General features: G+C 54.0%; 17 protein-coding genes. 9 read left to right on the plus strand and 8 right to left on the minus strand.

Annotated elements, in window-relative coordinates; genetic code table 11:
- Positions 1-60 precede the first annotated feature (60 nt).
- The 3 genes from FOA19_RS04075 to FOA19_RS04085 all read right to left on the minus strand — a co-directional run bounded on the left by FOA19_RS04075 (position 61) and on the right by FOA19_RS04085 (position 2,487).
- Positions 61-594, minus strand: a complete 534-nt coding sequence (locus FOA19_RS04075; protein WP_149089497.1) for a ferritin — start codon at positions 592-594, stop codon at positions 61-63.
- A 1,087-nt stretch (positions 595-1,681) separates the two neighbouring features.
- Positions 1,682-2,035 (minus strand): hypothetical protein, encoded by a 354-nt coding sequence (locus FOA19_RS04080; RefSeq protein WP_149089498.1) that lies wholly within the window; start codon positions 2,033-2,035, stop codon positions 1,682-1,684.
- 182 nt (positions 2,036-2,217) lie between these two features.
- Positions 2,218-2,487: a hypothetical protein gene (locus FOA19_RS04085; RefSeq protein ID WP_149089499.1), complete on the minus strand. Its 270-nt coding sequence runs from the start codon at positions 2,485-2,487 to the stop codon at positions 2,218-2,220.
- A gap of 139 nt (positions 2,488-2,626) precedes the next feature.
- On the opposite strand from FOA19_RS04085, the gene msrA reads away from it, so the two are divergent.
- Positions 2,627-3,292 (plus strand): peptide-methionine (S)-S-oxide reductase MsrA, encoded by a 666-nt coding sequence (msrA, locus tag FOA19_RS04090; protein WP_149089500.1) that lies wholly within the window; start codon positions 2,627-2,629, stop codon positions 3,290-3,292.
- Between the two features lie 99 nt (positions 3,293-3,391).
- On the opposite strand, the gene FOA19_RS04095 is transcribed toward msrA, so the two are convergent.
- On the minus strand, positions 3,392-3,679 hold the full coding sequence (locus FOA19_RS04095) for a histidine kinase (RefSeq protein WP_223808726.1): 288 nt from the start codon (positions 3,677-3,679) through the stop codon (positions 3,392-3,394).
- Between the two features lie 111 nt (positions 3,680-3,790).
- Positions 3,791-5,047, minus strand: coding sequence for a PAS domain-containing protein (locus FOA19_RS04100; protein ID WP_149089502.1), 1,257 nt, complete (start codon positions 5,045-5,047; stop codon positions 3,791-3,793).
- A gap of 267 nt (positions 5,048-5,314) precedes the next feature.
- Here FOA19_RS04100 and mfd point away from each other — a divergent pair, with 267 nt between their 5' ends.
- The 3 genes from mfd (at position 5,315) to FOA19_RS04115 (ending at position 12,710) form a co-directional block, all read left to right on the plus strand.
- The gene (gene mfd, locus FOA19_RS04105; protein WP_149089503.1) at positions 5,315-8,671 is read left to right on the plus strand and encodes a transcription-repair coupling factor; all 3,357 of its coding nucleotides are present in this window, start codon (positions 5,315-5,317) and stop codon (positions 8,669-8,671) included.
- 132 nt (positions 8,672-8,803) lie between these two features.
- Positions 8,804-12,280 carry a PAS domain-containing protein gene (locus FOA19_RS04110; RefSeq protein WP_149089504.1) on the plus strand — a complete coding sequence of 1,159 codons (3,477 nt, stop codon included), beginning with the start codon at positions 8,804-8,806 and terminating at the stop codon, positions 12,278-12,280.
- Between the two features lie 25 nt (positions 12,281-12,305).
- The gene (locus FOA19_RS04115) at positions 12,306-12,710 is read left to right on the plus strand and encodes a response regulator (RefSeq protein ID WP_149089505.1); all 405 of its coding nucleotides are present in this window, start codon (positions 12,306-12,308) and stop codon (positions 12,708-12,710) included.
- 167 nt (positions 12,711-12,877) lie between these two features.
- On the opposite strand, the gene FOA19_RS23275 is transcribed toward FOA19_RS04115, so the two are convergent.
- Complete coding sequence (locus tag FOA19_RS23275; protein ID WP_190300277.1) at positions 12,878-13,018, minus strand: hypothetical protein; 141 nt, start codon at positions 13,016-13,018, stop codon at positions 12,878-12,880.
- Positions 13,019-13,234: 216 nt separating this feature from the next.
- Here FOA19_RS23275 and FOA19_RS04120 point away from each other — a divergent pair, with 216 nt between their 5' ends.
- The 3 genes from FOA19_RS04120 (at position 13,235) to FOA19_RS04130 (ending at position 16,251) form a co-directional block, all read left to right on the plus strand.
- The gene (locus tag FOA19_RS04120) at positions 13,235-14,224 is read left to right on the plus strand and encodes a hypothetical protein (protein ID WP_149089506.1); all 990 of its coding nucleotides are present in this window, start codon (positions 13,235-13,237) and stop codon (positions 14,222-14,224) included.
- 250 nt (positions 14,225-14,474) lie between these two features.
- Positions 14,475-15,056: a uracil-DNA glycosylase family protein gene (locus FOA19_RS04125; RefSeq protein ID WP_149089507.1), complete on the plus strand. Its 582-nt coding sequence runs from the start codon at positions 14,475-14,477 to the stop codon at positions 15,054-15,056.
- A 46-nt stretch (positions 15,057-15,102) separates the two neighbouring features.
- Complete coding sequence (locus tag FOA19_RS04130) at positions 15,103-16,251, plus strand: pyridoxal phosphate-dependent aminotransferase (RefSeq protein ID WP_149089508.1); 1,149 nt, start codon at positions 15,103-15,105, stop codon at positions 16,249-16,251.
- 691 nt (positions 16,252-16,942) lie between these two features.
- On the opposite strand, the gene FOA19_RS04135 is transcribed toward FOA19_RS04130, so the two are convergent.
- Positions 16,943-17,482: a 5' nucleotidase, NT5C type gene (locus FOA19_RS04135; protein ID WP_223808727.1), complete on the minus strand. Its 540-nt coding sequence runs from the start codon at positions 17,480-17,482 to the stop codon at positions 16,943-16,945.
- Positions 17,483-17,614: 132 nt separating this feature from the next.
- On the opposite strand from FOA19_RS04135, the gene FOA19_RS04140 reads away from it, so the two are divergent.
- Positions 17,615-18,391 carry an amidohydrolase gene (locus tag FOA19_RS04140; protein ID WP_149089509.1) on the plus strand — a complete coding sequence of 259 codons (777 nt, stop codon included), beginning with the start codon at positions 17,615-17,617 and terminating at the stop codon, positions 18,389-18,391.
- Between the two features lie 373 nt (positions 18,392-18,764).
- Here the strand turns inward: FOA19_RS04140 and FOA19_RS04145 are convergent, their stop codons facing one another.
- Positions 18,765-20,993, minus strand: coding sequence for a T9SS type A sorting domain-containing protein (locus FOA19_RS04145; RefSeq protein ID WP_149089510.1), 2,229 nt, complete (start codon positions 20,991-20,993; stop codon positions 18,765-18,767).
- A 38-nt stretch (positions 20,994-21,031) separates the two neighbouring features.
- On the opposite strand from FOA19_RS04145, the gene FOA19_RS04150 reads away from it, so the two are divergent.
- The gene (locus tag FOA19_RS04150; protein WP_149089511.1) at positions 21,032-22,318 is read left to right on the plus strand and encodes a UDP-N-acetylmuramoyl-tripeptide--D-alanyl-D-alanine ligase; all 1,287 of its coding nucleotides are present in this window, start codon (positions 21,032-21,034) and stop codon (positions 22,316-22,318) included.
- Positions 22,319-22,584 lie beyond the last annotated feature (266 nt).

Below are 22,584 nucleotides of genomic sequence, written 5' to 3' on the forward strand. Positions count from 1 at the left end.
CCCCTCAGGCTTACGGGCTTGAGGGGTTCTGTTTTTTATACGGGAAGTCAGTGGAAAAGGCTATTCGCCGTCGTTGTCGTATTTGATTTTACGCACGTTCTTGTCAATCTCCCAACGGCCGGTGCCTTCCTCGCCAATCACGTCAAACAGTTCCAGGGCGCGGCGGGCCACATACTCCTCTTCTACCTGCTCTTTCAAGAACCACTGCAGAAACTGGAACGTCATGTAATCCCGTGATTTCATGCACTGATCGGCCAAACGGTTGAACTGCTGGGTCACAAAAATTTCCTGCTGCAGCGCCTTTTCAAACACATCTCTGAAAGAGTCAAACTCCTGCGGAATGTTCACCACCTCCGGAGAGATGGAATGGCCACCCAAATCACTCACGAAATTGAATATCTTGAGCATGTGCTCACGTTCCTCGTGCGATTGCTTCATGAAGTAATCGGCGCTGTAGTCAAAGCCCTGGCGGTTGCACCAGCTAGACATAGCCAAATAAGTGGCCGAAGAATGGGCTTCTACTTTTATCTGTTCGTTTAAGAGCGTTTCTATTTCTTCTGAAAGAGAGGTACGCAGTCTCAATAAATCTTTCATAGTCTGTATCTCCTTTTGCAGGCCTGCCTTGAATCAGCGGCCTAACTCAAATATACCGGTTATAGCCGCTCTTTGTTCTTGTATATCCCCTTTTTGGCGTAATACAGATTCAGTCTAAATTCAGGTCTGGAAGGTCATGGTATATGTGCGACTGCCCGGGGAGGCTGTTCTGTTTTGGACCTATTTTCTTGAAAACAGGCTCTAAACGCGTAACCCACCCCTACCCCTCCGAGGAGGGGAAATCAGCTATACGTGAGAAGCGCTTGAACAGTAGTTGTGGTTGTTGGTGATAATCCCAGCAACGGTTGGCAGGATTAGGACGCATCCAAAAGGGATTGTGCGCCATTCTCCGGCACAAGCAAGAATGCAGGGGCGTCTCTCGTGGATGTCCTCTCTGGTAGCAACCGGTTTAGTGCAGCGGAATCGTTGGAGCCAAGGCGGTGCCTGGTCTCTACATGGTCAAACCGGTGAAAACATGACGAGGACAGCAGATTTGATTCCACCCGTCCGCAGGACGATGAAGGCATTGTAGCGGCTCAATAGCAAAAAAGGAGCATGCAGCTCGGCGGAGGTTGGGCGCGTGCGTAACCCAACCTCCGCCGAGCGCAAATGATGGCTTCTCCAGCAGCAATGGCGTAAGTTCCCTATGCAACAGAGGACGGTGGCGGGGTGCCACAAGAATGAAGAAAAGACTGTCTGAGCGTCAGCGAGTTTCTTTTCTTCTTGATTCTTTTGGTTACTTTTCTCATCAAGGAGAAAAGTGACAAACGCGGGCAGGCCGCATCTGCAACCAAAGAGTTAGAAGAAAGGAAATAGGAAGTAAAGACCAAAAAAATGGTTTTGAGGCTAGCGCCTCACTGCAGTTGCAAACTGCAGACCATGGTAGGTCCAAGTCACAGACTTGAACCAGAGAAGAGAGAGAAGAAGATCAGCAGAAGAAGTCATCCCCCGCCCCCTTCAAAGGGAGACATGCGTTTAAGACACAATTTGCGAAAAATAGGCTCAAAACAAATCCCACGTCAACTCCAAAAGAGTAACGACAAAGGCAAACCTAAACAAGACAAAAGGAATTACGAAGAGGAGAAGCTTAGTAAACAGCGGGAGCGTAAAGACACTCATAAAGCAAACTGTTCAAAGACATCATCGCGCGGGCGCCTTGTAGCAACTCCTGGAAATGCAGCACATCGGTGAGAGTCAAGACGAAGCACCGCTCAGAGCGGTAGGGCATGAGCACATGGACATCGGAGGCGCGGGAGGGATCTTCCACCATGGCCTCCACGTTGATGGCGTCAACGTGCTGCTTTAAAGCCAGAAAGTCCTTCACTTTGAAAGGCGAGATGCCGCCGGCGAACTCTACAAAATAGCAGTTATACCTATTGCACTGGTAAACAGCGCCGTAAAGGGTCCGGAATAGCTCTTGTAGGTTCTGGGAGGTTGGCATAAGGCAATTCTACTGATTTGCTCAAAGGGAACACTACAAATTTAGCTTCTGTTTAGAATTAGTCCAAATAAATAGGAATGATATTGCTCACTTTTTCTGCGGCCTTAAAGAAAAAAAGCGTTTAGGGCCTGTTAAAAAGGAAGCAGGCCCTAAACGCTTACAAAAGAATTCGCTGGAGATAACTATTTATCGCGGCTTACCAGTTTGGAGAAGCGGCTGTCTTTCTCATCCTGGTAGAGGAAAGCCAGTTTCTTTTCCTCAAATTTCTCAAAGAACTCCTCCCAGGTAATGTCCTCCAGGTTGTCCTCGGCGTAGCCAGGGAAGTTGATGCGCAGCAGGCCGGCCTCATCGCCGTCGCCGGTGCCTTTCACAGAAGCGGGTTTGCCGTCGCGGGCTTCGGCCCATTTCTTGATGGTGTTATGGTCGGTGGTGGTTTTCGCAGATTCTGCCATAGTTTTACGGAAAGGTTAGTGAACTATTCTTTGGACGAAGCCAAACCCAAAAAGTTACCTGCCCCGGCCCTCGGTCCCCGAAACTTATACCGTACTTTTACGGTTCTACGCGTATGTACTTTCTCCCTTTTCCAAGACCATGAGACTTCTCCTTTTTGCCTGTATATTTTTATTGGGTTTCACGTCCTGCGCGCAGGGCCGGAAAGAAAAACAAGCCGCGAAACCTGATCAACCAACCACGCAGCAACCCGCCATTTCCCGTGACAGCCTTTCTGTGGCCACTTTTGCCGGCGGCTGTTTCTGGTGCACCGAGGAAGCCGCCGAGAAGCTGAAAGGCGTCTATGACGTGGTCTCTGGCTACACGGGCGGCTCTACCCAAAACCCCACCTATGAGCAGGTGAGCACCGGCCTGACCGGCCACGCCGAGGCGGTCCAGATTTACTATGACCCCAAGACCGTTTCTTACCTTACCCTGCTGGAAGCCTTTTTCGCGGCGCATGACCCTACCACGCTCAACCGCCAGGGCCCTGATGAAGGAACCCAGTACCGCTCTGCTATCTTCTACCGCACCCCAGAAGAGAAAGCCCAGATAGACGCCTACATGAAGCAACTAAACAGTACCCGTGCGTTCCAGGCCCCTATTGTAACCCAGGTGGTGGCGTTCAAAGCCTTCTACCCTGCTGAGGAAGAGCACCAGGATTTCTACCGCAACAACCCCAACAACCCGTACATGCGCGCCGTCTCTACACCCAAGGTGGAGAAATTCAAAAAGAAGATGGAAGGAAAGTTGAAGAGCGAAGAATAACCCTTTGCCAGAGGTGCTGGTCCAAATCATATAACATACAAAAGCAAAGAGCGCTGCCCCCCTGGGAACAGCGCTCTTTGCTTTTGTATGTTTCAAGGCCTAAGCGGCTAACTTGCCCTCCAGTTTGGAAAGGAGCTGCAGAAAGCGCTCAGACAGTTTTTCAATAGTGCCAAGACCGTTCTGGGCCTCGTCTATCTTACCCTTGTCATAAAGGGAAAACAGGGAGTCGGCGGCGGCGCTCAGGTCTTGTTGCACCTGCTTTAGCTCCAGTACCTCGGAAACGTTTCTGTATCTGGAGAACCCCACAGAGTTAAACCAGATGTTGATGGGTCCATTACGCGAAAAAAAGTCAGCATCATGCGTGCCGCCGTAAAGTACAGAACGCACTTTTGACTTAAACAGAATATGCTTAATCCGTAATTGTTGGAAATCTACCTGCGCTTGATTCATTTGCAGCAAAACTACTTTTATAGATAGTCCTAAACCTCAACCAGGGCACTACCCTTTCCTGAGTGTTTCCAACTCTTGTCTTAACTCTACTTTGTCTGTAACATTATACCCGAAAGCAATGATACCGGTTACCTTATCGGCTTCAACCAGGGGCTGGTACGTGGTGGTAAAATAGCGCCTTTCTACCTTCCCGGTGTTGTCCCAGTCCATTTCCACGCCAATTTCTTCAGCCACAAATGGTTTTCCGGTGCTATAGACATTGTCCAAGATTTGGAGGAATCCTTGCTCAACCACTTCCGGCAAAGCCTCTGTCACGCTCTTTCCTATCAGGTCTCTTCCGGGCATCAGTTGCTGGTATTGCGGGTTCACCAGTTCAAACCGGTGCTCGGCTCCTTTCAGGATAGCGAAGATGGCGGGTGCCTGCATGATGAGGCGCTCCAAGGTAAGGCGCTGGTCCTCGGCTTTCTGGAATGCCTGCTGTACCTGGTCAGACAAGGCCGACATCTGCTCATTAGACTCCAGAATCTCCTGCACCATCAGTTTGGTGCTGTGGATGTCGTTGGCGCTGCCTACGCGCATGATCACCTTACCTTGGTCATCTTTCATAGGCAGGCTTCTTACCAGGTACCAGCGGTAATCGCCGTCTTTGCTCCTAATGCGCAGCTCGGCCTGGAAATCGGTCTCAGCGTAGATGGCTTCCTTCTGGCGGTTTGTTACCCGGTAAATGTCATCGGGGTGGATCACCTTTTGCCAGCTGTTGCCCATGAAGTCCTCAAATGGCAGGCCGGTATAGTCCAGCCAGCGTTGGTTCACGTAGGTGCAGGCGCCGTTCGGCTCGGCCGTATGGATCAGCTGCGGCACGGCATCGGTGAGGAACTTGAATTTCTCCTCGCTGGCCTTGCGGGCCAGTTTAGCCAGTTCGCGCTCCGTTACGTCAGTGGTGTTCTGGATCACGAACCGAACATTTCCGGCCTCGTCCAGCACCGGGGTGTGTGACGCCTCCCAGTAACGGGGCTCAAAACCGCCGCCCTCCTCGGTGGGTCTCTCCAGGTCGTACCGTAGTACGTCCAGGTAGTCCACCTTTTTGGTATCCATGGCTTTCCGGATGGAGATGATCACCGGATTCTCCTCAAATAAGACCGATGGGTCCTGGTACACTTCCTTCAGAAAGACTTTCCCTATTATCTCTTCCCTTCTGCGCATGGTGGTTTTCAGGTACCGGTCTGTAGCAGCCAGAATCTTGAATTCAGGAGAAACAATCACGATGTTCTCGGGGACGTTGACGAAATAATCAAAGAATTCCATATGCAGAGGTTAGGCTTGGGGCGGAATGCAGTTCCAAAAGTACGGCATTCGGGCTAAAGATTTTACTGCGTATACAAATCACCTTTGTTTTTTGTTAAGCCAAACATTCCTGTTTTTTGCCTGTTTTGGAGAAAATACGCCTAAAATGGTGTTGACAGATAGGCCTGTACCTTCAGGCTCAGAGGCAACTAAGCTTCCGTGCTCTTCGTTTCCTTAACCGGCAAGAATAGCTAGCTTTGCCCCTGATTTTCTAGAAAAGATTTACCCTTGAAAGCAACTCAATTTTTGGAGCTGTACCGCCAGGATCCCGTGGTGCAAACCGTGGCCCAACGCCTGCAGACTCCTGAACCTCAACATATACAACTGAAAGGACTGGTGGGCAGCCTGGATGCCGTGGTTGCGTCTGCCCTGCAGACCATGCAGCCCAACACGCACCTGTTCATCCTGCATGACCGCGAGGAGGCCGCCTATTTCTACAGCGACCTTTCCAACCTGCTGGAAGACGGCCAGGAAGTGCTGCTCTTCCCCAGCTCATACAAGCGTGCCTACCAGTTTGACCACACTGAGAACGCCAACATCCTGCTCCGCGCCGAGGTGCTCAACCGCCTCAATGACCGCGCCGGGGCCGGTGCCTTGATTGTCACTTACCCAGAGGCCCTCACTGAGAAGGTCATCAACAAAAAGTCCTTGGTGGCGAACACGCTGGGCGCGAAGGTGGGCGAGAAACTAGATGTGAATTTCCTGACGGAAATGCTCTCCAGCTACGACTTTGAGCGCACCGATTTCGTGTACGAGGCCGGTCAGTTCGCCGTGCGTGGGGGCATTGTGGACGTGTTCTCCTACGCAAATGAATTGCCGTTCCGCCTGGAGATGTTCGGGGATGAGATTGAAAGCATCCGGACGTTTGATCCCAACACGCAGCTCAGCGTGGAGCAGAAAAAGCAGATCTCCATCATCCCAAACGTGCAGACCAAACTGCTGCAGGAAACCCGCGAGTCGTTCCTGGACTTCATCCCCGAAGACAGCAAAATCTGGGTCAAGGATTACCGGCAAACCGTGGACGTGGTGACTGAGTCTTTTGAGAAAGCCGAGCAGGCATTCCATGAGATGCTGGAGCATAGCGCGGGCGTGCAGATCGTTTCTAACCCTGAGGCGCTGTTTGAGTCCGGCAAAACGTTCAAGAAACTGCTGGAGGGATTCACCTTGGTGGAGTTTGGCAAGCGCTTCAACTTCAAGAACGCCGAGGTGGTGCAGTTCCAGGCGCATCCGCAGCCCTCCTTCAACAAAGACTTCCAGCGGCTGGTGGCCAACCTGCACGAGAACCAGAGCAAAGACTACGTCAACGTCATCGCCGCCGAGTCTCCGCGCCAGGCCGACCGCCTCACCACCATCTTCGATGAACTGGACCACGACGTGCGGTTCCACCATTTGATGCTGGCGCTGCGCGAGGGTTTTGTAGACGATTTAGTCAAACTGGTGTGTTACACAGACCACCAGCTGTTTGAGCGGTACTACAAGCATAAAACCCGTGAGGGTTACTCCAAATCAAAAGCGCTTACCCTCAAAGAACTCCGCACGCTCAAGCCCGGCGACTACGTCACCCACATGGACTACGGCATTGGGCGGTTTGCGGGGCTGGAGAAAGTAGAAGTGGGCGGACGTCTGCAGGAGGCGATAAGGTTAGTCTACCGCGACGATGATTTGCTCTACGTGAGTATTCACTCGCTGCACAAGATCTCAAAGTACACCGGCAAGGAAGGCACGCCGCCCACTATGAGCAAACTGGGCTCGCAGGAGTGGGAAAACAAGAAGAAGAAGGTCAAGAGCAAGGTCAAAGACATTGCCGCCGAGCTCATTTCTTTGTACGCCAAACGCAAGAAAGCGCCCGGTTACGCCTATTCCCGCGATGGTTTCCTGCAGGCTGAGCTGGAGTCATCCTTCATCTACGAAGACACCCCAGACCAAGGCAAGGCTACCGAGGACGTGAAAAACGACATGGAACTGCCCCACCCTATGGACCGGCTGGTCTGCGGCGACGTGGGCTTCGGGAAAACGGAGGTGGCGATACGCGCGGCCTTCAAAGCGGCCTGTGACGGCAAGCAGGTGGCGGTGTTGGTGCCAACCACCATCCTGGCCATGCAGCACTACAAAACGTTCCGGGACCGCCTGGAAGCCTTCCCGGTAAACGTGGAGTACATTAACCGGTTCAAGACCACGAAGCAGATAAAAGAGACCCTGACCCGCGTAGCAGACGGCAAAACCGACATCCTGATCGGGACGCACCGCCTGGCCAGCAAAGACGTGAAGTTCAAGAACCTGGGCCTCCTGATTATTGACGAAGAACAGAAATTCGGGGTAAAAACGAAAGACCGCCTGAAGGAGATCAAGGTGAATGTGGACACGCTTACGCTTACCGCCACGCCAATCCCGCGCACGCTGCACTTCTCCTTGATGGGCGCCCGCGACCTTTCGGTGATTGCCACGCCGCCGCCTAACCGGCAGCCGGTACAGACCGAGCTGCACGTGTTTGAAGACACGCTCATCAGAGACGCTGTGGTGCATGAGCTTAAGCGCAAAGGCCAGGTATTCTTTGTGCACAACCGCATTTCAGACATCGAGGAGATGGCCAACCTCATCCTTCGGTTGGTGCCTGATGCCAAGGTGACCTACGCTCACGGGCAGATGGACCCCGAGGAACTGGAGAAACGCATGATGCGCTTCGTGGAAGGCGAATATGACGTCCTGGTGAGTACCAACATCATTGAAAGCGGGCTGGACATTCCTAATGCCAACACCATCATCATCAACCGGGCGCACATGTTTGGCTTGAGCGATCTGCACCAGATGCGCGGGCGCGTGGGCCGTTCCAACAAGAAAGCCTACTGCTACCTGCTCACCCCGCCGGTGTCCGGACTTCCGTCCGATGCCCGCAAGCGCCTGAGCACCCTGGAAGAATTCTCTGATCTGGGCGAAGGCTTCAAGATTGCCATGCGCGACCTGGACATCCGCGGAGCGGGGAACATGCTGGGCGGCGAGCAGAGCGGCTTCATCAACGACCTGGGCTTTGAGGCCTACCACCAGATTCTGGATGAGGCCGTGCAGGAACTGAAGGAAACCGAGTTCCGCGACCTGTTCTTCAAAGACGTGGAGCTGGAGAACCTGGTGGAGCCCGTGCGGGAATGCACCGTGGAGACCGATCTGGAGATCTTGATTCCAGACACCTACATCAGCAATATCTCAGAGCGTCTGCAGATGTACAGCAAGCTGGACCGCGTGAAAGATCTGGAGAGCCTGGAGAAACTGGTGGAGGGCATGGTTGACCGTTTCGGGCCTATGCCGTCGGAAGTGGCGCAGTTGGTGAACATCGTGAAAATGCGCTGGGAAGCCTGCCACCTGGGTTTTGAGAAGCTTACGCTTAAGAAAGACACTCTTAAAGGCTATATCCCCAGCCAGAACAACGAGGCGTTCTTCCACTCAGAAACCTTCAGCCGTATTTTACGGTACGTGCAGCAACACTCCCGCCGCTCTCGTTTGAAAGAGGCCAAAGACAAACTGATTGTGACGGTAGAAGATGTTTCCACACTGGAGCAGGCCAAAGCTATCTTCGGGGAAATGCAGGCTTAGAGCCATTTAGGGGCTTATTTTTAAAAATAGGCCCCTAAATGGTTTCACCTATCTTTACCAAGCTGTTTTACTATATGCTACAGGAAGGTTCCCCGGTGGGCATCTTACCCAGTTTTTAATGCGTTGACGCACATGATGCTTTCTTCCACCTCTGCTTCTACTTCTGCCTTACCCTCCCTGATAAGGGCCATACCAGGCCTGCACCTTTTCCTATCCCCGGAATTCATCATTCTGGAGGCCACGAGTGCGTACCTGGAGGCTACTCTAAAGGACTCGTCCATTCTAGGAAAATACCTGTTTGATGTTTTCCCAGATAACCCCGCCGTGCCCGGTATCCAGAGCGAACTGAACCTGAGGCAATCACTGGAATACGCCCGCACCCATAAGGTGGAGCACACCATGGCCCTGCAACGCTATGACGTGACCCGGCCGCAGGAAATGGGCGGAGGCTTTGAAGAGAAATACTGGCAACCCCACAACAAACCGGTTCTAAACGCCGCCGGCGAGGTACAGTACCTTATTCACAGCGTGGTAGACGTGACCGAGGCCCACAAGTACAAACAGGAGCAAGAAATCACCAAAGGCAGCATCCGTGCCTTTGTAGAAGCCTCGGGCGGCTCTTCCTGGGACTATGACATCGCCAGCGGCAAATTCTACTGGGGCAAAAACTTTGAGGATGTCTTCGGCCACAAGGTTTCTGAAGAAGGTGAAAGCCCTGCCCAATGGGATGCCCGGGTACATCCGGCAGAATATGAGGAGCTGCGTGAAAGCATCACGGCGGCGGTCAAGAAAAAGGAGAAAGTATGGTCTGGCAAATACCGTTTCCTCAAAGGAGACGGCACCTACACCCACGTCATGGACCATGGCTACATCCTCTACAATGACGAAGGCAAGCCGTACCGCATGCTGGGCACCCTCATTGACATAGAGCACCAGCAGGAAAACGAACGGCTGGCCAAAGAGAACCTGGAGCGGTTTGAGCTCCTGGCCAAGGCCACCAATGACGTGATCTGGGACTGGAACCTGACCAATGACTTTATCTGGTGGAACGACGGGTTCAAAGTCACCTTCGGGTACAAAGACGAAGACATTGAGCATGATATCAACTCCTGGTATGGCCGCATTCACCCAGAAGACGCCCACCGGGTGGTGGAAGGCATTCACCAGGTTATTGACAACGGCGGCACCAACTGGCAGGATGAGTACCGTTTCAGGAAAGCAGACGGCTCCTACGCCCACGTTTTTGACCGAGGCCTGGTGGCCCGTGATGTCGCAGGCAAGCCCTTGCGCATGATTGGCGCCATGCTGGACCTGACGGAGAAAAACAAATACGCCGCTGAGCTGAAGGAAAGCGAACAGCACGTGCGCGCGTTGCTGGAGGGCATCCCCGAGATTGCCTGGGTAGCCCGCGCCGATGGGTACATCCACTACTACAACAAAGCCTGGTACGAATACACCGGCAACAAAGGCCCCGATGAGGGTTGGGATCACATTGTGCATCCAGAGGACCTGGCCATGACCATTGAGAGATGGAGTCAGTCACTAAAAACCGGGCAGGAGTACGTGAATGAGGCCAGGCTCAGAAGGGCTTCAGACGGCAAGTACCATTGGTTTACCATGCGCGCCACCCCGCTCACCAGAGAAGACGGCACCATCAGCGCTTGGATTGGGGTAGACACCAACATCCAGGACCAGAAAGACATCCAGTTCAAGTTGAAAGAGCGCGATGAGTATGTGCAGCGCATGCTGTCCCAGTCTCCGGTTCAGTTTGCCGTCCTGAAAGGCCCAGATTGGGTCGTGGACTTTGTCACCCCGCAGTTCAAGCAACTCATAGGCGGCCGTGAGACCGTGGGCAAACCGTTCCGCCAGGCGCTTCCTGAACTGGAGGAGCAGGGCTTCTTTGATATTGTGGAGAACGTGTATGCCACCAAAGAACTGTACCTAGGAACCGAGACCCCTGCCTATCTGGACCGCAAAGGAAACGGGGAGTTGGAGTTGGGCTATTTCAACTTCATGTACCAGCCCTTGCTCAATGAGCAGGAAGCGGTGGAAGGAATCATTATTGTGATTGTGGAGGTAACCGAACGGGTGCGGGTACGGGAAGAAGCGCAGAAATTAGCTGAGGAACTGAAAGTCTCGCATGAACGCACCCTCAAGATTCTGGATGCCCTGCCCCACATGACCTTTACCGCAAAACCAGACGGGTATGTAGAGTATTACAGCCAGCAATGGTATGACTACCTGGGTACCACGCAGGAAGAACTCACCGGTTGGGGCTGGGAGTATTTCATTCACCCAGATGACCTGGCCATGACCCATGCCGGCTGGGGCCACTCGCTTAAAACCGGCGAGCCTTACATGGTGGAAAACCGGTGGCGCACCAAAGGAAAAGAGGAGTACCGCTGGTTTCTGGTCCGCGGCGTACCCATGCGCGACGAGGAAGGCAACATCACCTTATGGGTGGGCTCCCACACCGACATCCAGGACCAGAAGCAAATGCTGCTGGATCTGCAGGAAAGCACCCAGAATTTCCAGTTTCTGGCAGACAGCATGCCCCAACTGGTCTGGACCACAGATGCAGAGGGCTACCATGAATACTTCAACAAACAGTGGGTTGAATTTACCGGCTTTGACGTAGAGGCCAGCAAGGGCCCAAAAGTATGGAACGACCTGCTGCACCCAGATGACCGGCAACGGTCTTTCGCCCGCTGGCACCACTCTTTGCGCACCGGAGAACCTTACCAGGTGGAATACCGCTTCCGGCGGGCCGCTGACGGGGAATGGCGTTGGTTCCTGGGCCGGGCCCTTCCGCTCCGTGGCCCCGAAGGTAACATCATCAAGTGGTTTGGCACCTGTACTGAGATAGAAGATCAGAAACGCAATGAAGCGCTCATGGAGCAAACCAACCGCGAGCTCCGCAGCATCAACGAGGACCTGGACAGCTTTGTCTACACCGCCTCTCATGATCTGAAACTGCCCATCATCAACATGGCCGGCATTTTCCAGGAGCTTACCCAGAACGCCACCTTCCATGACCCAGATGCGCAGCTGCTCATCAGTATGTTCAACAAATCACTGAAGCAGATCAACGCCACCATTTCAGACCTGGCGGAGATTGTGAAAGTGCAGAAGGAAATTGATGCGCATCAGGAGGAAATAGAACTGTCTGAGTTGGTAGACGAGGTGCAGCTCAGCATCCAGGACCTCATCCAGAAATCGGGGGCCAAGATCACCTGTGACTTCTCAGAGGCAGACACGTTGGTGTACTCCAGGGTGAACCTCAAAAGTATCTTCTACAACCTCATCAGCAACGCGGTGAAATACCGCTCGCCAGAACGCGCGCCCGTAGTGCACCTGCATACGCACAAAGACCAGCACGGCTACACGGTGCTCACCATACAGGACAACGGCATGGGCATGGATATGGAGAAACACGGCGCCAAGATGTTCCAGATGTTCAAGCGCTTCCACAACCACGTGGAGGGTTCTGGCCTGGGGCTGTACATCCTCAACCGCATTGTGCAGAAGAACGGCGGCCGCATTGAGGTAGAGAGCCAGGTAGACCAGGGCACCACGTTCACAATTTATTTCAAAAACAGCGTTCAATAGACCCAGTGCTTTCTATATTTGTCCTATGAAAAGGTTAAACCTCATTTTGTTGGTAGACGATGACGAAACCACCAATTATTTAAACAAGCGGCTCCTTACCCGTATGGAGATAGCAGACCATATTGAAGTGGTCACCAACGGAGAAGAGGCGCTTACGTTTCTGAACGATGCCATTGCCCAGGGGCAACCCCTCCCCGACCTGATGTTCCTGGACATCAAGATGCCGGTCATGGACGGGTTTGAGTTCCTGGACCAGTACCACCAGTTGCCTGAGACCTACCAGAAATGCATTCTGGTCATGATGCTCACTTCCTCGGCCAGCTTCTATGACCTGGAGAAACTGAAGAAATACAACGCCGTGGAGCAGCACATCTCCAAACCGCTGGAAGAAGCCCACGTGCGCGAGATCCTGAAGCAGCACTTTCAATAGACCGCAACCGTTTTAAGCCTATAAACAAGAAGGCGGCCCTGAACTGGATCAGGGCCGCCTTCTTGTTTATGCGTGAGTGCCGTAGTTTGGTTTGTAAAGGACTTAAAATTGGTCAGGATTAGAGGAAGGATGTAGCAGTGTAACTGCCAGGAATTTTCTGCGGTTGTCTAGCGGATGAGCGTAGCGGTTTGCGCTGCATCAGTAATCTCAGAAGTCTGGCTTTCATTTTTAGGCTGGCCATAAGCAAACCCAGAAATCACCAGAAAGAACAACAAGAAAACACCTAACAGAGGTAAGTACTGTTTCATAAAAAGTAAGCTGAAAATTGATTTCTCCCACTTACTCTTTTCTTTCGCAAAGGTTATCCACACACTTTCTCCGACCTTGCATTTGAAGGCCGCACCGTAAAAATACTAATCTTCAATCCCCGGTAACTTAACCCTGCGCAAACGCTATCGTACACATACTTACATTTCCCACCAGTACCGGTGGGTATTCTAACCGAAAGTTAAACGATAGAAATCATGGACGATAATCAAAGAAACGGCTTCAACCCCAGCCGGGAAAACGAAGCCCAGAACCACAAAGTAGGCCGCGATTTGTATAATCGGGACCAGCAGCGGAACCAACCTTCGCAGCGCTCGCATGATAACCATTGGGACAACGGGAACAACTTCCACACGGGGCCCAGCAACCAGACCAGAAGCCACTTCCCCGAGGACTCTCACCAGCGCAACTCCAACGCAGACCGTGGCGCCAGCATCAGCAAACACTACGGTGACCGCGAGTACAGCTCTTACCGCAACCCCAACAGCCTGAACTACGGCGATGGCCGCGGCAACAGCACTCCACAGTCTGAGCGGCAGCCGGGCCACTCGGCCTTCAACAACAACAACAACAACAACAACAACAATAGAAACTCTCAGTTCTCACCGTCCGGTGATGGCCGTGGCAACTATTCTGCCCGCCAGGATTCCTATGGCCAGGGCCATGAACGCGTTCACCCAGACAACAGAATCTCTGAGCAGCGCCGCCGCGATGACTCCAATGAGAACTATTACCGCGGGGGGTACATGGAGCCAAGAGGCGTGCAGCAGGAGCTGCCCCGCCCAGACAGCAACCCGTACAATGAGTATCCCGGCTCCCGCAGCCGCTACAAAGACGACGATTACCGCTACGGCAGCGGTAACCATGACTGGTACAGTGAGCAACGCTACACCTCCAATGACGGCCGCCGCATGGACAATGACAAAGGCGATATCTTAGGAGACATGGGCGAAGGCCTGCGCGAAGTATGGCATGATGTGAAGAACATCTTCAACCGCAACAGCCATTCAAATGACCACGACAATGATCGCGACCGTGGCCATGACAACCGCCGCCACGACCACGACTATGAGTACCGCGCCCGCCACGACCGTGGCACCGAGAGAGGTCCGCGTTGGTCAGATGAGACGGACTCCGGCGATGACCGTTCCAATAACCCGCGAAACAACAACCCCCGGCACTACTAACCAGGGGTGCCCTCTAAGGAGAAGAACATGAAAGCGCTCATGATTGCCATTGCGTTGACCAGCGTAGTCGCCTCTATCTTACTGCTCCGGGCTTTCCCGGACGATGAGGTGCCTGTGGACGGTTACCTGGAAGCCTAAAACAAATCTAAAACAGACTTGAAGCCGGTGCCGTTTGGTACCGGCTTCTTTTTTTGCAGGTGTTTGGCCTCTTTTTCAGAAATTTGCCCTGAAACACCTTCGCCTCCGCGCCATGCTAGAAGAACTCCTTCCCCAGATAAGAGCCTGCCAGATGTGCGCCGCCCACCTGCCGCACGGTCCCCGGCCGGTGCTGCGGGCCGCGGCCTCGGCGCGGCTGCTCATTGTGGGGCAGGCGCCTGGCACCAAAGTCCATGCCTCGGGCATTCCCTGGGATGACCAAAGCGGCAAACGGCTGCGCAGCTGGCTGGGGCTCACGCCCGATGAATTTTACAACGAGGCGCACGTGGCCATTGTGCCCACAGCCTTCTGCTATCCGGGCACCGGCAAATCCGGCGACCTGCCGCCCCGCCCCGAGTGTTTCCAACACTGGCACCCGCAGCTCTTGCCGCTGCTGCCCAACATCCAGCTCACGTTGCTCATCGGCACGTATGCCCAAAAAGCCTTTCTGGGCCAGAACGCCAAAGCCACCCTCACCCAAACCGTAGAGGCCTGGCAAGACTACCTGCCCAGATTCCTGCCGCTGCCGCACCCCTCGCCCCGGAACATTGCCTGGTTCAAGCGCCACCCTTGGTTTGAGCGCGAGGTAGTGCCCACCCTGCAGGAAATTGTGCAGTCGCTTCTGCCTTCTTCTTGACCGAAAGCGTTTTTTGCCTATTTTCACCAAAACAGGCTTTAAACGCATGAGCATTCATCTGCAGAGCAAACTCCCCAACGTAGGCACCACCATCTTCTCCACCATGAGCCAACTGGCCCTGCAGCACGGGGCCATCAACCTCTCGCAGGGCTTCCCTGATTTTGACTGTCCGCCGGAGCTGGTGGATTTGGTAACCGAGGCCATGCGAACCGGCCTGAACCAGTACGCGCCCAGCCCGGGGCTTTTATCGCTCCGGCAGAAAATCAGCGAGAAAACGCAGTTACTGTACGGCCACACCGCCCAGCCAGAAACAGAGATCACGGTGACCTCCGGCGCCACCGAGGCATTGTTCGCGGCCATTGCCGCCGTGGTGCAGCCCGGCGACGAGGTAGTCGTGCTGGAGCCCTGCTATGATTCCTATGTACCAGCCATTGAGCTTAGCGGCGGCATCCCGGTTTTTGTGCCCCTGCGCTTTCCGGATTTCAGCGTGGATTGGCAGCAGGTAGAGGAAAAACTTACCCCTAAAACGCGCCTGCTCATCATCAATTCGCCGCATAACCCCAGCGGCGCCGTGTGGCAACAATCCGACCTGGATGCGCTCACCCGCCTCACCCAAAAACACCCGTTCCTCATCCTCAGCGACGAGGTCTACGAGCACATGGTTTTTGACGGGCAGCCGCACTGCAGCGTGCTCACGGTACCGGAGTTGGCTCAACGCGCGTTTGTGGTCTCGTCCTTCGGGAAAACCTACCACACCACCGGTTGGAAAGTAGGTTACTGCATCGCGCCCGCGCTGCTTACGCATGAGTTCAGGAAAGTGCACCAATACCTCACCTTCAGCACGGCCACCCCGCTGCAGCATGCCATCGCCGCGTACCTTGACCATCAGGAGCACTACCTTACGCTGGCGTTGTTCTACCAACAGAAACGCGACCTGTTCGCCTCGCTGTTGGCATCCTCCAAATTTGAACTACTGCCCTGCGCCGGCACCTATTTCCAACTGGCCCGCTACGCCCAAATCTCTGACCTGTCTGACGTGGACATCTCCCAATGGCTCACCAAAGAAGCCGGCGTAGCCGTGATCCCCGTCTCGGTGTTCAACCACGACGGCCTAGATCAACAGGTCATTCGGTTCTGCTTCGCGAAGAAAGAGGAGACCCTACGCGCCGCTGCAGAAAGGCTGTGCAAGCTGTAAGGAATCTTGAGTTCTGAGTCTTGAGTTGTAGGGGCAATCTTGTGGTTGCCCTTAGCTGAGAGGTGCAGTTTTGGTCCCTAGTGAAAATGGGGAATGTTAACCCACCCCTACCCCTCCGAGGAGGGGAATTCTGGAATGCGTGGGAAAGCGAAGTAAGTGGCAGGGCTGTGGGTGATAACACCAACAAAAGCAAAAGTGATTTGAAGATATTTTCGCAAAAGTTGCTCCAAAACACCACCGTCCGCCAGGACGATGTAGGCATTGCAGCGGTTCTATATGTAAGGCAGCTAACATGCAGCTCGTCGGAGGTTGGGCGCATGCGTAACCTAACCTCCGACGAGCGCAAGTAGTGGCTTCTCCAACTGCAGTGGCGTAAGTTATCCATGCAACAGAGGACGGCAGCCAGGTGTCACAACAACTGAAGAAAAGACTGTTTGAGCGTCAGCGAGTTTCTTTTCTTCTTGATTCTTTTGGTTACTTTTCTCATCAAGGAGAAAAGTGACAAACGCCCGCAGGCCGCGGCTGCAACTAGAAGGTTGTAAGGAATGCTATAGGAAGTAACTACCTCCAAAGTAGTTTTGAGACTAACGCTTCACTGCAGTTGCAAACTGCAGACCAAGGTAGGTCCAAGTCTCAGACTTGAACCAGTGGAATAGAGGTGAATTTGCAAAAACAGCCCTAAAACAAAAAATCACAAAAGCTTCTCCGCCACTTCCTTCCACGTACTCACCCGCTCAAACTCATGGATGTTCACATTATGCGGCGAGGTAAACAGCAGCTTGCGGTCGCCGGAGAAGGTGCGGAGGTTGCGGGGACGGTCATCGATCATGATATCAGCCCCGATGATGCTTTTGTCACCGCAGAGCACATAGTTGCGCCAGCTGATGAACGGAAAATGGTCCTGCAGCCAGTCAAACTTGTCAATGAGCGAATTCCGGAACTCCATGCCCGCGCTCACGATGAAGACCTCGTACCGCTCCATCAGGGCCTTGATGACCTCCTGGCTGTCTGGGATCACCTCCAGGTCCCGGAAGAAACCTTCGGCGTTGATGTACTCCCAGACTTTGTGGGAATGCTCGGGCGGCACCACCTCGTGCACGTCTTTGCCGTGCAGGGCCTCCAGGGTGAGTTCCAGGGCGCAGTCTTTGTTATATAGCTGTATGAATTTGGCGATGGGGTCGGCCATGACCTCGTCCATGTCAATGGCAATCTTTTTCTTTTGAATCTCCATATGGGATTTTTGATGTAAACAGAAGTGAGTACTTTTATCGGGGGATGGAGCAGATAGGTTCTCCTGAAGGATCAAAATCAGGGTTTATCGCTCCAATTCCTACTCCCAGATTCCTAATTCTTCCTTACCCCGATGTCTGACCTAAGCGTTTCCCTTCTTCAGTTAGATCTGGCCTGGCACGATGCCGCCGCCAATAGAGCCAAGTTCCAGGCGAAAATCCAACAACTTCCCGCAACCGATCTGATTATTCTGCCCGAGATGTTCACCACCGGCTTCAGCATGGACGCCCCGGCGCTGGCCGAGGAAATGGACGGGGAATCGGTGGCCTGGATGCGGCAGATGGCGCAGGAGCGCAACGCCGTGGTGATGGGCAGCCTCATCATTACCGAGCACGGAAAGTACTACAACCGCGTCCTCTGGATGCGCCCTGATGGCACCTTAGAGCACTACGACAAGCGCCACCTCTTCCGGATGGCGGGTGAGTGCGAGGCGTACACCCCGGGTACCCAAAAGTTGATTGTAGAGCTGAACGGCTGGAACATCTGCCCGCTTGTGTGCTATGATCTCCGGTTCCCGGTGTGGTCCCGCAACACGCCCATTTCCTACGATGTACTTATCTACATCGCCAGTTGGCCGGACCGCCGCCGCCTAGCTTGGAGAACCCTGCTGCGGGCCCGCGCCATTGAAAATCTAGTGTACTGCATAGGCGTGAACCGCGTGGGCACCGATGCCAAAGGCCACGCCTATTCCGGCGACTCAGCGGCCTACAACCTGCTGGGCGAAGAACTGGTGCACCATGAACACGAAGAAGCCGTTTCCACCATTACCCTCTCGCGGGAGCACCTGGAAGAAACCCGCCGCAAACTCCCCTGGGACATTGACGCCGATGTCTTCACGATTGAGGTGTGATCAAGGGAAATGAGTGATTGAGTGGATGAGTGATTGAGAGAAGGGATGGAGGAGTGGATAAGTGGAAGAATGCTCCCCCTTTTTGTCATCCTCGCTCCTCTTTTGTCATCCTGAAAGGACCTTGTGGGCGAACTAGATGGACGCTTAGTAAAGGGTACTGCTATTTCACCAGCCAATGCTGTTTTGAGGCTCACGCCTCACTGAAGTTGCAAACTTCAGATCATTTTGGGTCCAAGTCACAGACTTGAACCAGAGTAAGGAGAATTGTGGAGGTGAAAAAAATCGTTAAAAGAGGACCCCGTTTCAAGGCTGATTTTTAGAAATCAGCCTTGAAACGGGGTCCTCTTTTCTAATGCTTTAGTTAGGGTTTTGATTAGTGCTTCACTACTAATTTATGCGTCACCACCTTACCATCGGCGGCTTGGAGGCGCAGCAGGTAGAGGCCGGCAGGCAAGGCTGCGGTGGAGATTTCCTGGGGTTTGCCGGCTATTGTTTTTCCTTTCTTGATCAGGGCGCCTGCCACGTTATGCAGTTGGTAAGTGGCGTTTTTCTCCGTGAGCACCTGCACCAGTTTATCGGCCGGATTTGGGAAAACCTTGCCAAAGGAGCGCTCAGCCGTGGGGTTCTCTATGCCCAAAGGTTCGGTAATGGCTTTCACGAAACGGAGACCTCCGGCATGCGTCCCGATGATGATTTCAGGCAAGGCATCGGGGTTGAGGTTACCGGTGGCCAGGACCATACCGGTGCCGAAATTCGCTTCTCCGTACTGCTGGGTGGAAGGCTGATAAAGCAGGTTCTCCTCTACCGGAAACGTGCCGGCAAGATGGTCTTGAAAGGCAGAGAACACCCGAAGCTTGCCGCTTTCATCGGTGGCGAGCAGGTCGGGTTTCTGGTCTAGGTTCACATCTGCTACGGTGACTTGGAGCCTTTTGCGTTCTACATCGGCCGCCAGGCCACCAAATGCTTCGGAGATAAGCGCCCAGGTGGGGCTGGTGTTGGTGCCCGTGTTGCGGTAATAGGTGAGCCCTCCAGAGGTACGGCCAATGAGCACGTCCAACTTTCCGTCGGCGTTCACATCATACAGGTAAGGCGTGTCGCCCTTGAACAGCAGAATGCCGGGTATGCCCACGGCGTTTGCCAGGGTGTAAGAGGCAGGTTGCCCGGCTGCGGCTTCGTTCAGGGCATACTTGAACTCCACGGTGTTGTTAGACGACTTGAAAGCGCTCCAGGCCAAGTCTGTTTTACCATCGGCGTTGATGTCCAGCAGTTGGGGCTTCAAAGACTGCAAGCCTAAAGCGGAGAAACCCAGGAAGTCTGAATTGACATTTTGGAAAAGCGCATCGGTGGGAGTGCCTTGGTTCTGGAACAGCGTGAGCGAGGCGGCGTAGCGGCCATTCTCCAGCACGGCGGTGTTGCCTACCAGTAAGTCCAAGGCTTCGTTGCCGGTGAGGTTGCCCAAGGCCGGAGCGGCACCTTCGCCCACGTCTACCATCTGGTCCTGCAGGAAAGGCTGTTTTGAACTGGCAAATACAGGTTGGGCAGCGGTGCCTGTGTTGGCATACACCCACACCGAGCTCTTCAGGTTCACGTTCTGGTGCGAGTTGGAAGTCATGTTGGGCGCCACCACCAGATCGGGGATGCCGTCAAAAGTGACATCCAGGTAATAGGCGGCCGGAAAAACGCTGAACTGCAGACCGGAGACGTTAGGCGGGAGGTTGTACTCGGCGCGGGTGATTTTAGGCTGCAGGTTGGTACCGGTGTTGTAGAGGCTGGCCAGATCGGGGCAGTCATCGTGGCCCGCGAGTAAGTCCAGCACGCCATCGGCGTTCAAGTCCAAAGGTAGCACGCTGGAGCCGCCAATGTGGTGGGTAGACGGGCAGTTCTCATTGAAGCGGTAGTTGTTGCAAGTTCCCACGCAGCGGGTTACCTGCCCCCAGTTAGAGGAGGTGCGGGTAAACGTGAGCATGTTGCAGTTCAGCCCCTGCTCTACCCGCTCGTTGCGGTAATACTCCAGTTTGGTGCCGCCCGACCACTCCCAGGTAAGAATGTCCAGGTCGCCGTCATTGTCCATGTCTACAATGGCAGGCATGTCTTCTGAGCCCACCAGCAGGTTGGCATCGGTATTGAAGTAGACGGTAGGATGGGTGAGGTTGAAACGGATTCCGGTGCTCGCCGAGGAGACGTTGGTGTACACTACCAACCCTTGGTTAGAGGCGGTGAACAGGTCTGGGGCGCCGTCGCAGTTGAAATCGCGGAGCAGGGCGAAAAACCGCAGTTCACGGGGGAAGGCGTTCTCGTACTCGGGGGCGTGCCGGTAAGCCCAGGTTCCGTTGGTCTGCACCGCCAGAAAAGTAGCCACGCGCTGCGAGCTTCGGTCAAAGACAAACAGGTCCTGTTGCTCGTCCTGGTTCAGGTCGATGGCCGAGAACTGCGGACTGTTGAACCCTCCGGCCCAGGGCAGTTTCAAGGATTGGCCAGCGGTGTTCTGCACGGTTGGCCCGGTTACCTCCTGCAGCCGGATGGGGTTCTGCGCCTGGGCAGTTTGCGCCAGGCCAATTATCCAACTTAAGGAAAAGCCTAGTACCTTTAATGCTTTGTTCATTTATTCGTAATTCTAGACGTACAAAATAACTCTTTTCTATGGCGGAGCTAGTGGAGCACCTGTATCAGAAATACCTGGAATGCCGGAAGGTAAGCACCGATTCCCGGGCGGAACAAGAAAACACGCTTTTTTTTGCGTTGGACGGCCCCAATTTCAAAGGCAGCCAGTTTGCCCAGATGGCGCTGGACAAAGGAGCCCGGTACGCCGTGGTACAGGACCCTACCATCACTGGTCCCAACATCATTCAGGTAGAAGACTCGCTTAAGGCCCTGCAGGAATTGGCGCTGCACCACCGCCTGCAACTGAGCATTCCCTTCATTGGCATCACCGGCAGCAACGGCAAAACCACTACCAAAGAACTCATCAACGCGGTCCTGAGCCAGAAATACAACGTGCTCTGCACCAAAGGCAACCTCAACAACCACATCGGGGTGCCGCTTACGCTGCTCAGCATCCAGCCCGAGCATGAACTGGCCATCATTGAGATGGGCGCCAACCACCCCGGCGATATCGCGGAGCTCTGTTCCTATGCGTTGCCCACCCACGGCCTCATTACTAACATCGGGAAAGCGCACCTGGAGGGTTTCGGGAGTCTGGAAGGCGTGGCCCGCACCAAGAGCGAACTGTACCTGCACCTGGACAAAGCCGAGGGCACTGTCTTCGTGAATACATCTAACGAACACCTCATGCGCATGGTACGCCGGATCGCGAACAAAGTCACGTATTTCGGTCCGCAAGACGATTACACCGCCGAGTTGCTGCAGGCCGCCCCGCAGGTCGTTTACCGCGCCGCCAACGGCGAGGAAGTACGCACGCACCTGATGGGCTCTTACAACTTTGAGAACATGATGGCCGCCGCCTGCATCGGGCGATTTTTTGGGGTACCGCACGAGCAAATCAATGCCGCCATTGCCGGTTACGTGCCCACGAACAACCGCTCGCAGATTGTACAAAAAGACACCAACACCATTCTGCTGGATGCCTACAATGCCAACCCAAGCTCTATGTCTTTATCAGTTTCCAACTTCGGGCAGATGGCCGGTGAGTCTAAAGTCGTCATCCTGGGCGACATGCTGGAACTGGGCCAGGAAAGCGAAGCCGAGCACCGCGCCCTGGGTGAGCAACTGAGCCAGCAGCCCTTCGCACAGGTATTTCTCTGCGGAAAGGAAATGCGCTACGCCGCCGAAGTGAACCCTGATTTCCGCTACTTCGCCGAGAAAAGCGCCTTGGTGCAATGGCTCACCGATCACCCCGTCCGCAACAGCCACGTCCTGATCAAAGGCTCCCGCGGCATCGGTCTGGAAACGGTGGTGGATTTGCTGTAAGCACTGCGTTTAGGGTCTGTTTTCTGTAAAATTGGCCCTAAACGCCGTTGGCGGAGACACTCGCAGGACTTTAGGACGCTGCGAGTTTTTTTTGAGAAGCGGCAATGGAAGAGGCAAACGTAATTGAACCCACCCCTACCCCTCCCAGGAGGGGAATTCTCAGGAATGCGTGCTCGGCGTGGGTAAAAATTTCTTCACCTCCTTCAAAGGAAAAAAGCGTCTTTACCCATTGTTGGTGTTCTCACTAACCAAAACTGCAACTTATA

It is taken from the genome of Rufibacter hautae, from assembly GCF_008271695.1.
GTDB lineage: Bacteria > Bacteroidota > Bacteroidia > Cytophagales > Hymenobacteraceae > Nibribacter > Nibribacter hautae.

Bases quoted from the DNA above. Each gene is read 5' to 3' on its own strand.
- FOA19_RS04135 (WP_223808727.1), bottom strand. From the start codon at position 17,482: ATGGAGATTCAAAAGAAAAAGATTGCCATTGACATGGACGAGGTCATG.
- FOA19_RS04140 (WP_149089509.1), top strand. From the start codon at position 17,615: ATGTCTGACCTAAGCGTTTCCCTTCTTCAGTTAGATCTGGCCTGGCAC.
- FOA19_RS04150 (WP_149089511.1), top strand. From the start codon at position 21,032: ATGGCGGAGCTAGTGGAGCACCTGTATCAGAAATACCTGGAATGCCGG.
- FOA19_RS04120 (WP_149089506.1), top strand. From the start codon at position 13,235: ATGGACGATAATCAAAGAAACGGCTTCAACCCCAGCCGGGAAAACGAA.
- FOA19_RS04145 (WP_149089510.1), bottom strand. From the start codon at position 20,993: ATGAACAAAGCATTAAAGGTACTAGGCTTTTCCTTAAGTTGGATAATT.
- msrA (WP_149089500.1), top strand. From the start codon at position 2,627: ATGAGACTTCTCCTTTTTGCCTGTATATTTTTATTGGGTTTCACGTCC.
- FOA19_RS23275 (WP_190300277.1), bottom strand. From the start codon at position 13,018: ATGAAACAGTACTTACCTCTGTTAGGTGTTTTCTTGTTGTTCTTTCTG.
- FOA19_RS04130 (WP_149089508.1), top strand. From the start codon at position 15,103: ATGAGCATTCATCTGCAGAGCAAACTCCCCAACGTAGGCACCACCATC.
- FOA19_RS04125 (WP_149089507.1), top strand. From the start codon at position 14,475: ATGCTAGAAGAACTCCTTCCCCAGATAAGAGCCTGCCAGATGTGCGCC.
- FOA19_RS04100 (WP_149089502.1), bottom strand. From the start codon at position 5,047: ATGGAATTCTTTGATTATTTCGTCAACGTCCCCGAGAACATCGTGATT.
- FOA19_RS04075 (WP_149089497.1), bottom strand. From the start codon at position 594: ATGAAAGATTTATTGAGACTGCGTACCTCTCTTTCAGAAGAAATAGAA.
- FOA19_RS04110 (WP_149089504.1), top strand. From the start codon at position 8,804: ATGATGCTTTCTTCCACCTCTGCTTCTACTTCTGCCTTACCCTCCCTG.
- FOA19_RS04080 (WP_149089498.1), bottom strand. From the start codon at position 2,035: ATGCCAACCTCCCAGAACCTACAAGAGCTATTCCGGACCCTTTACGGC.
- FOA19_RS04085 (WP_149089499.1), bottom strand. From the start codon at position 2,487: ATGGCAGAATCTGCGAAAACCACCACCGACCATAACACCATCAAGAAA.
- FOA19_RS04115 (WP_149089505.1), top strand. From the start codon at position 12,306: ATGAAAAGGTTAAACCTCATTTTGTTGGTAGACGATGACGAAACCACC.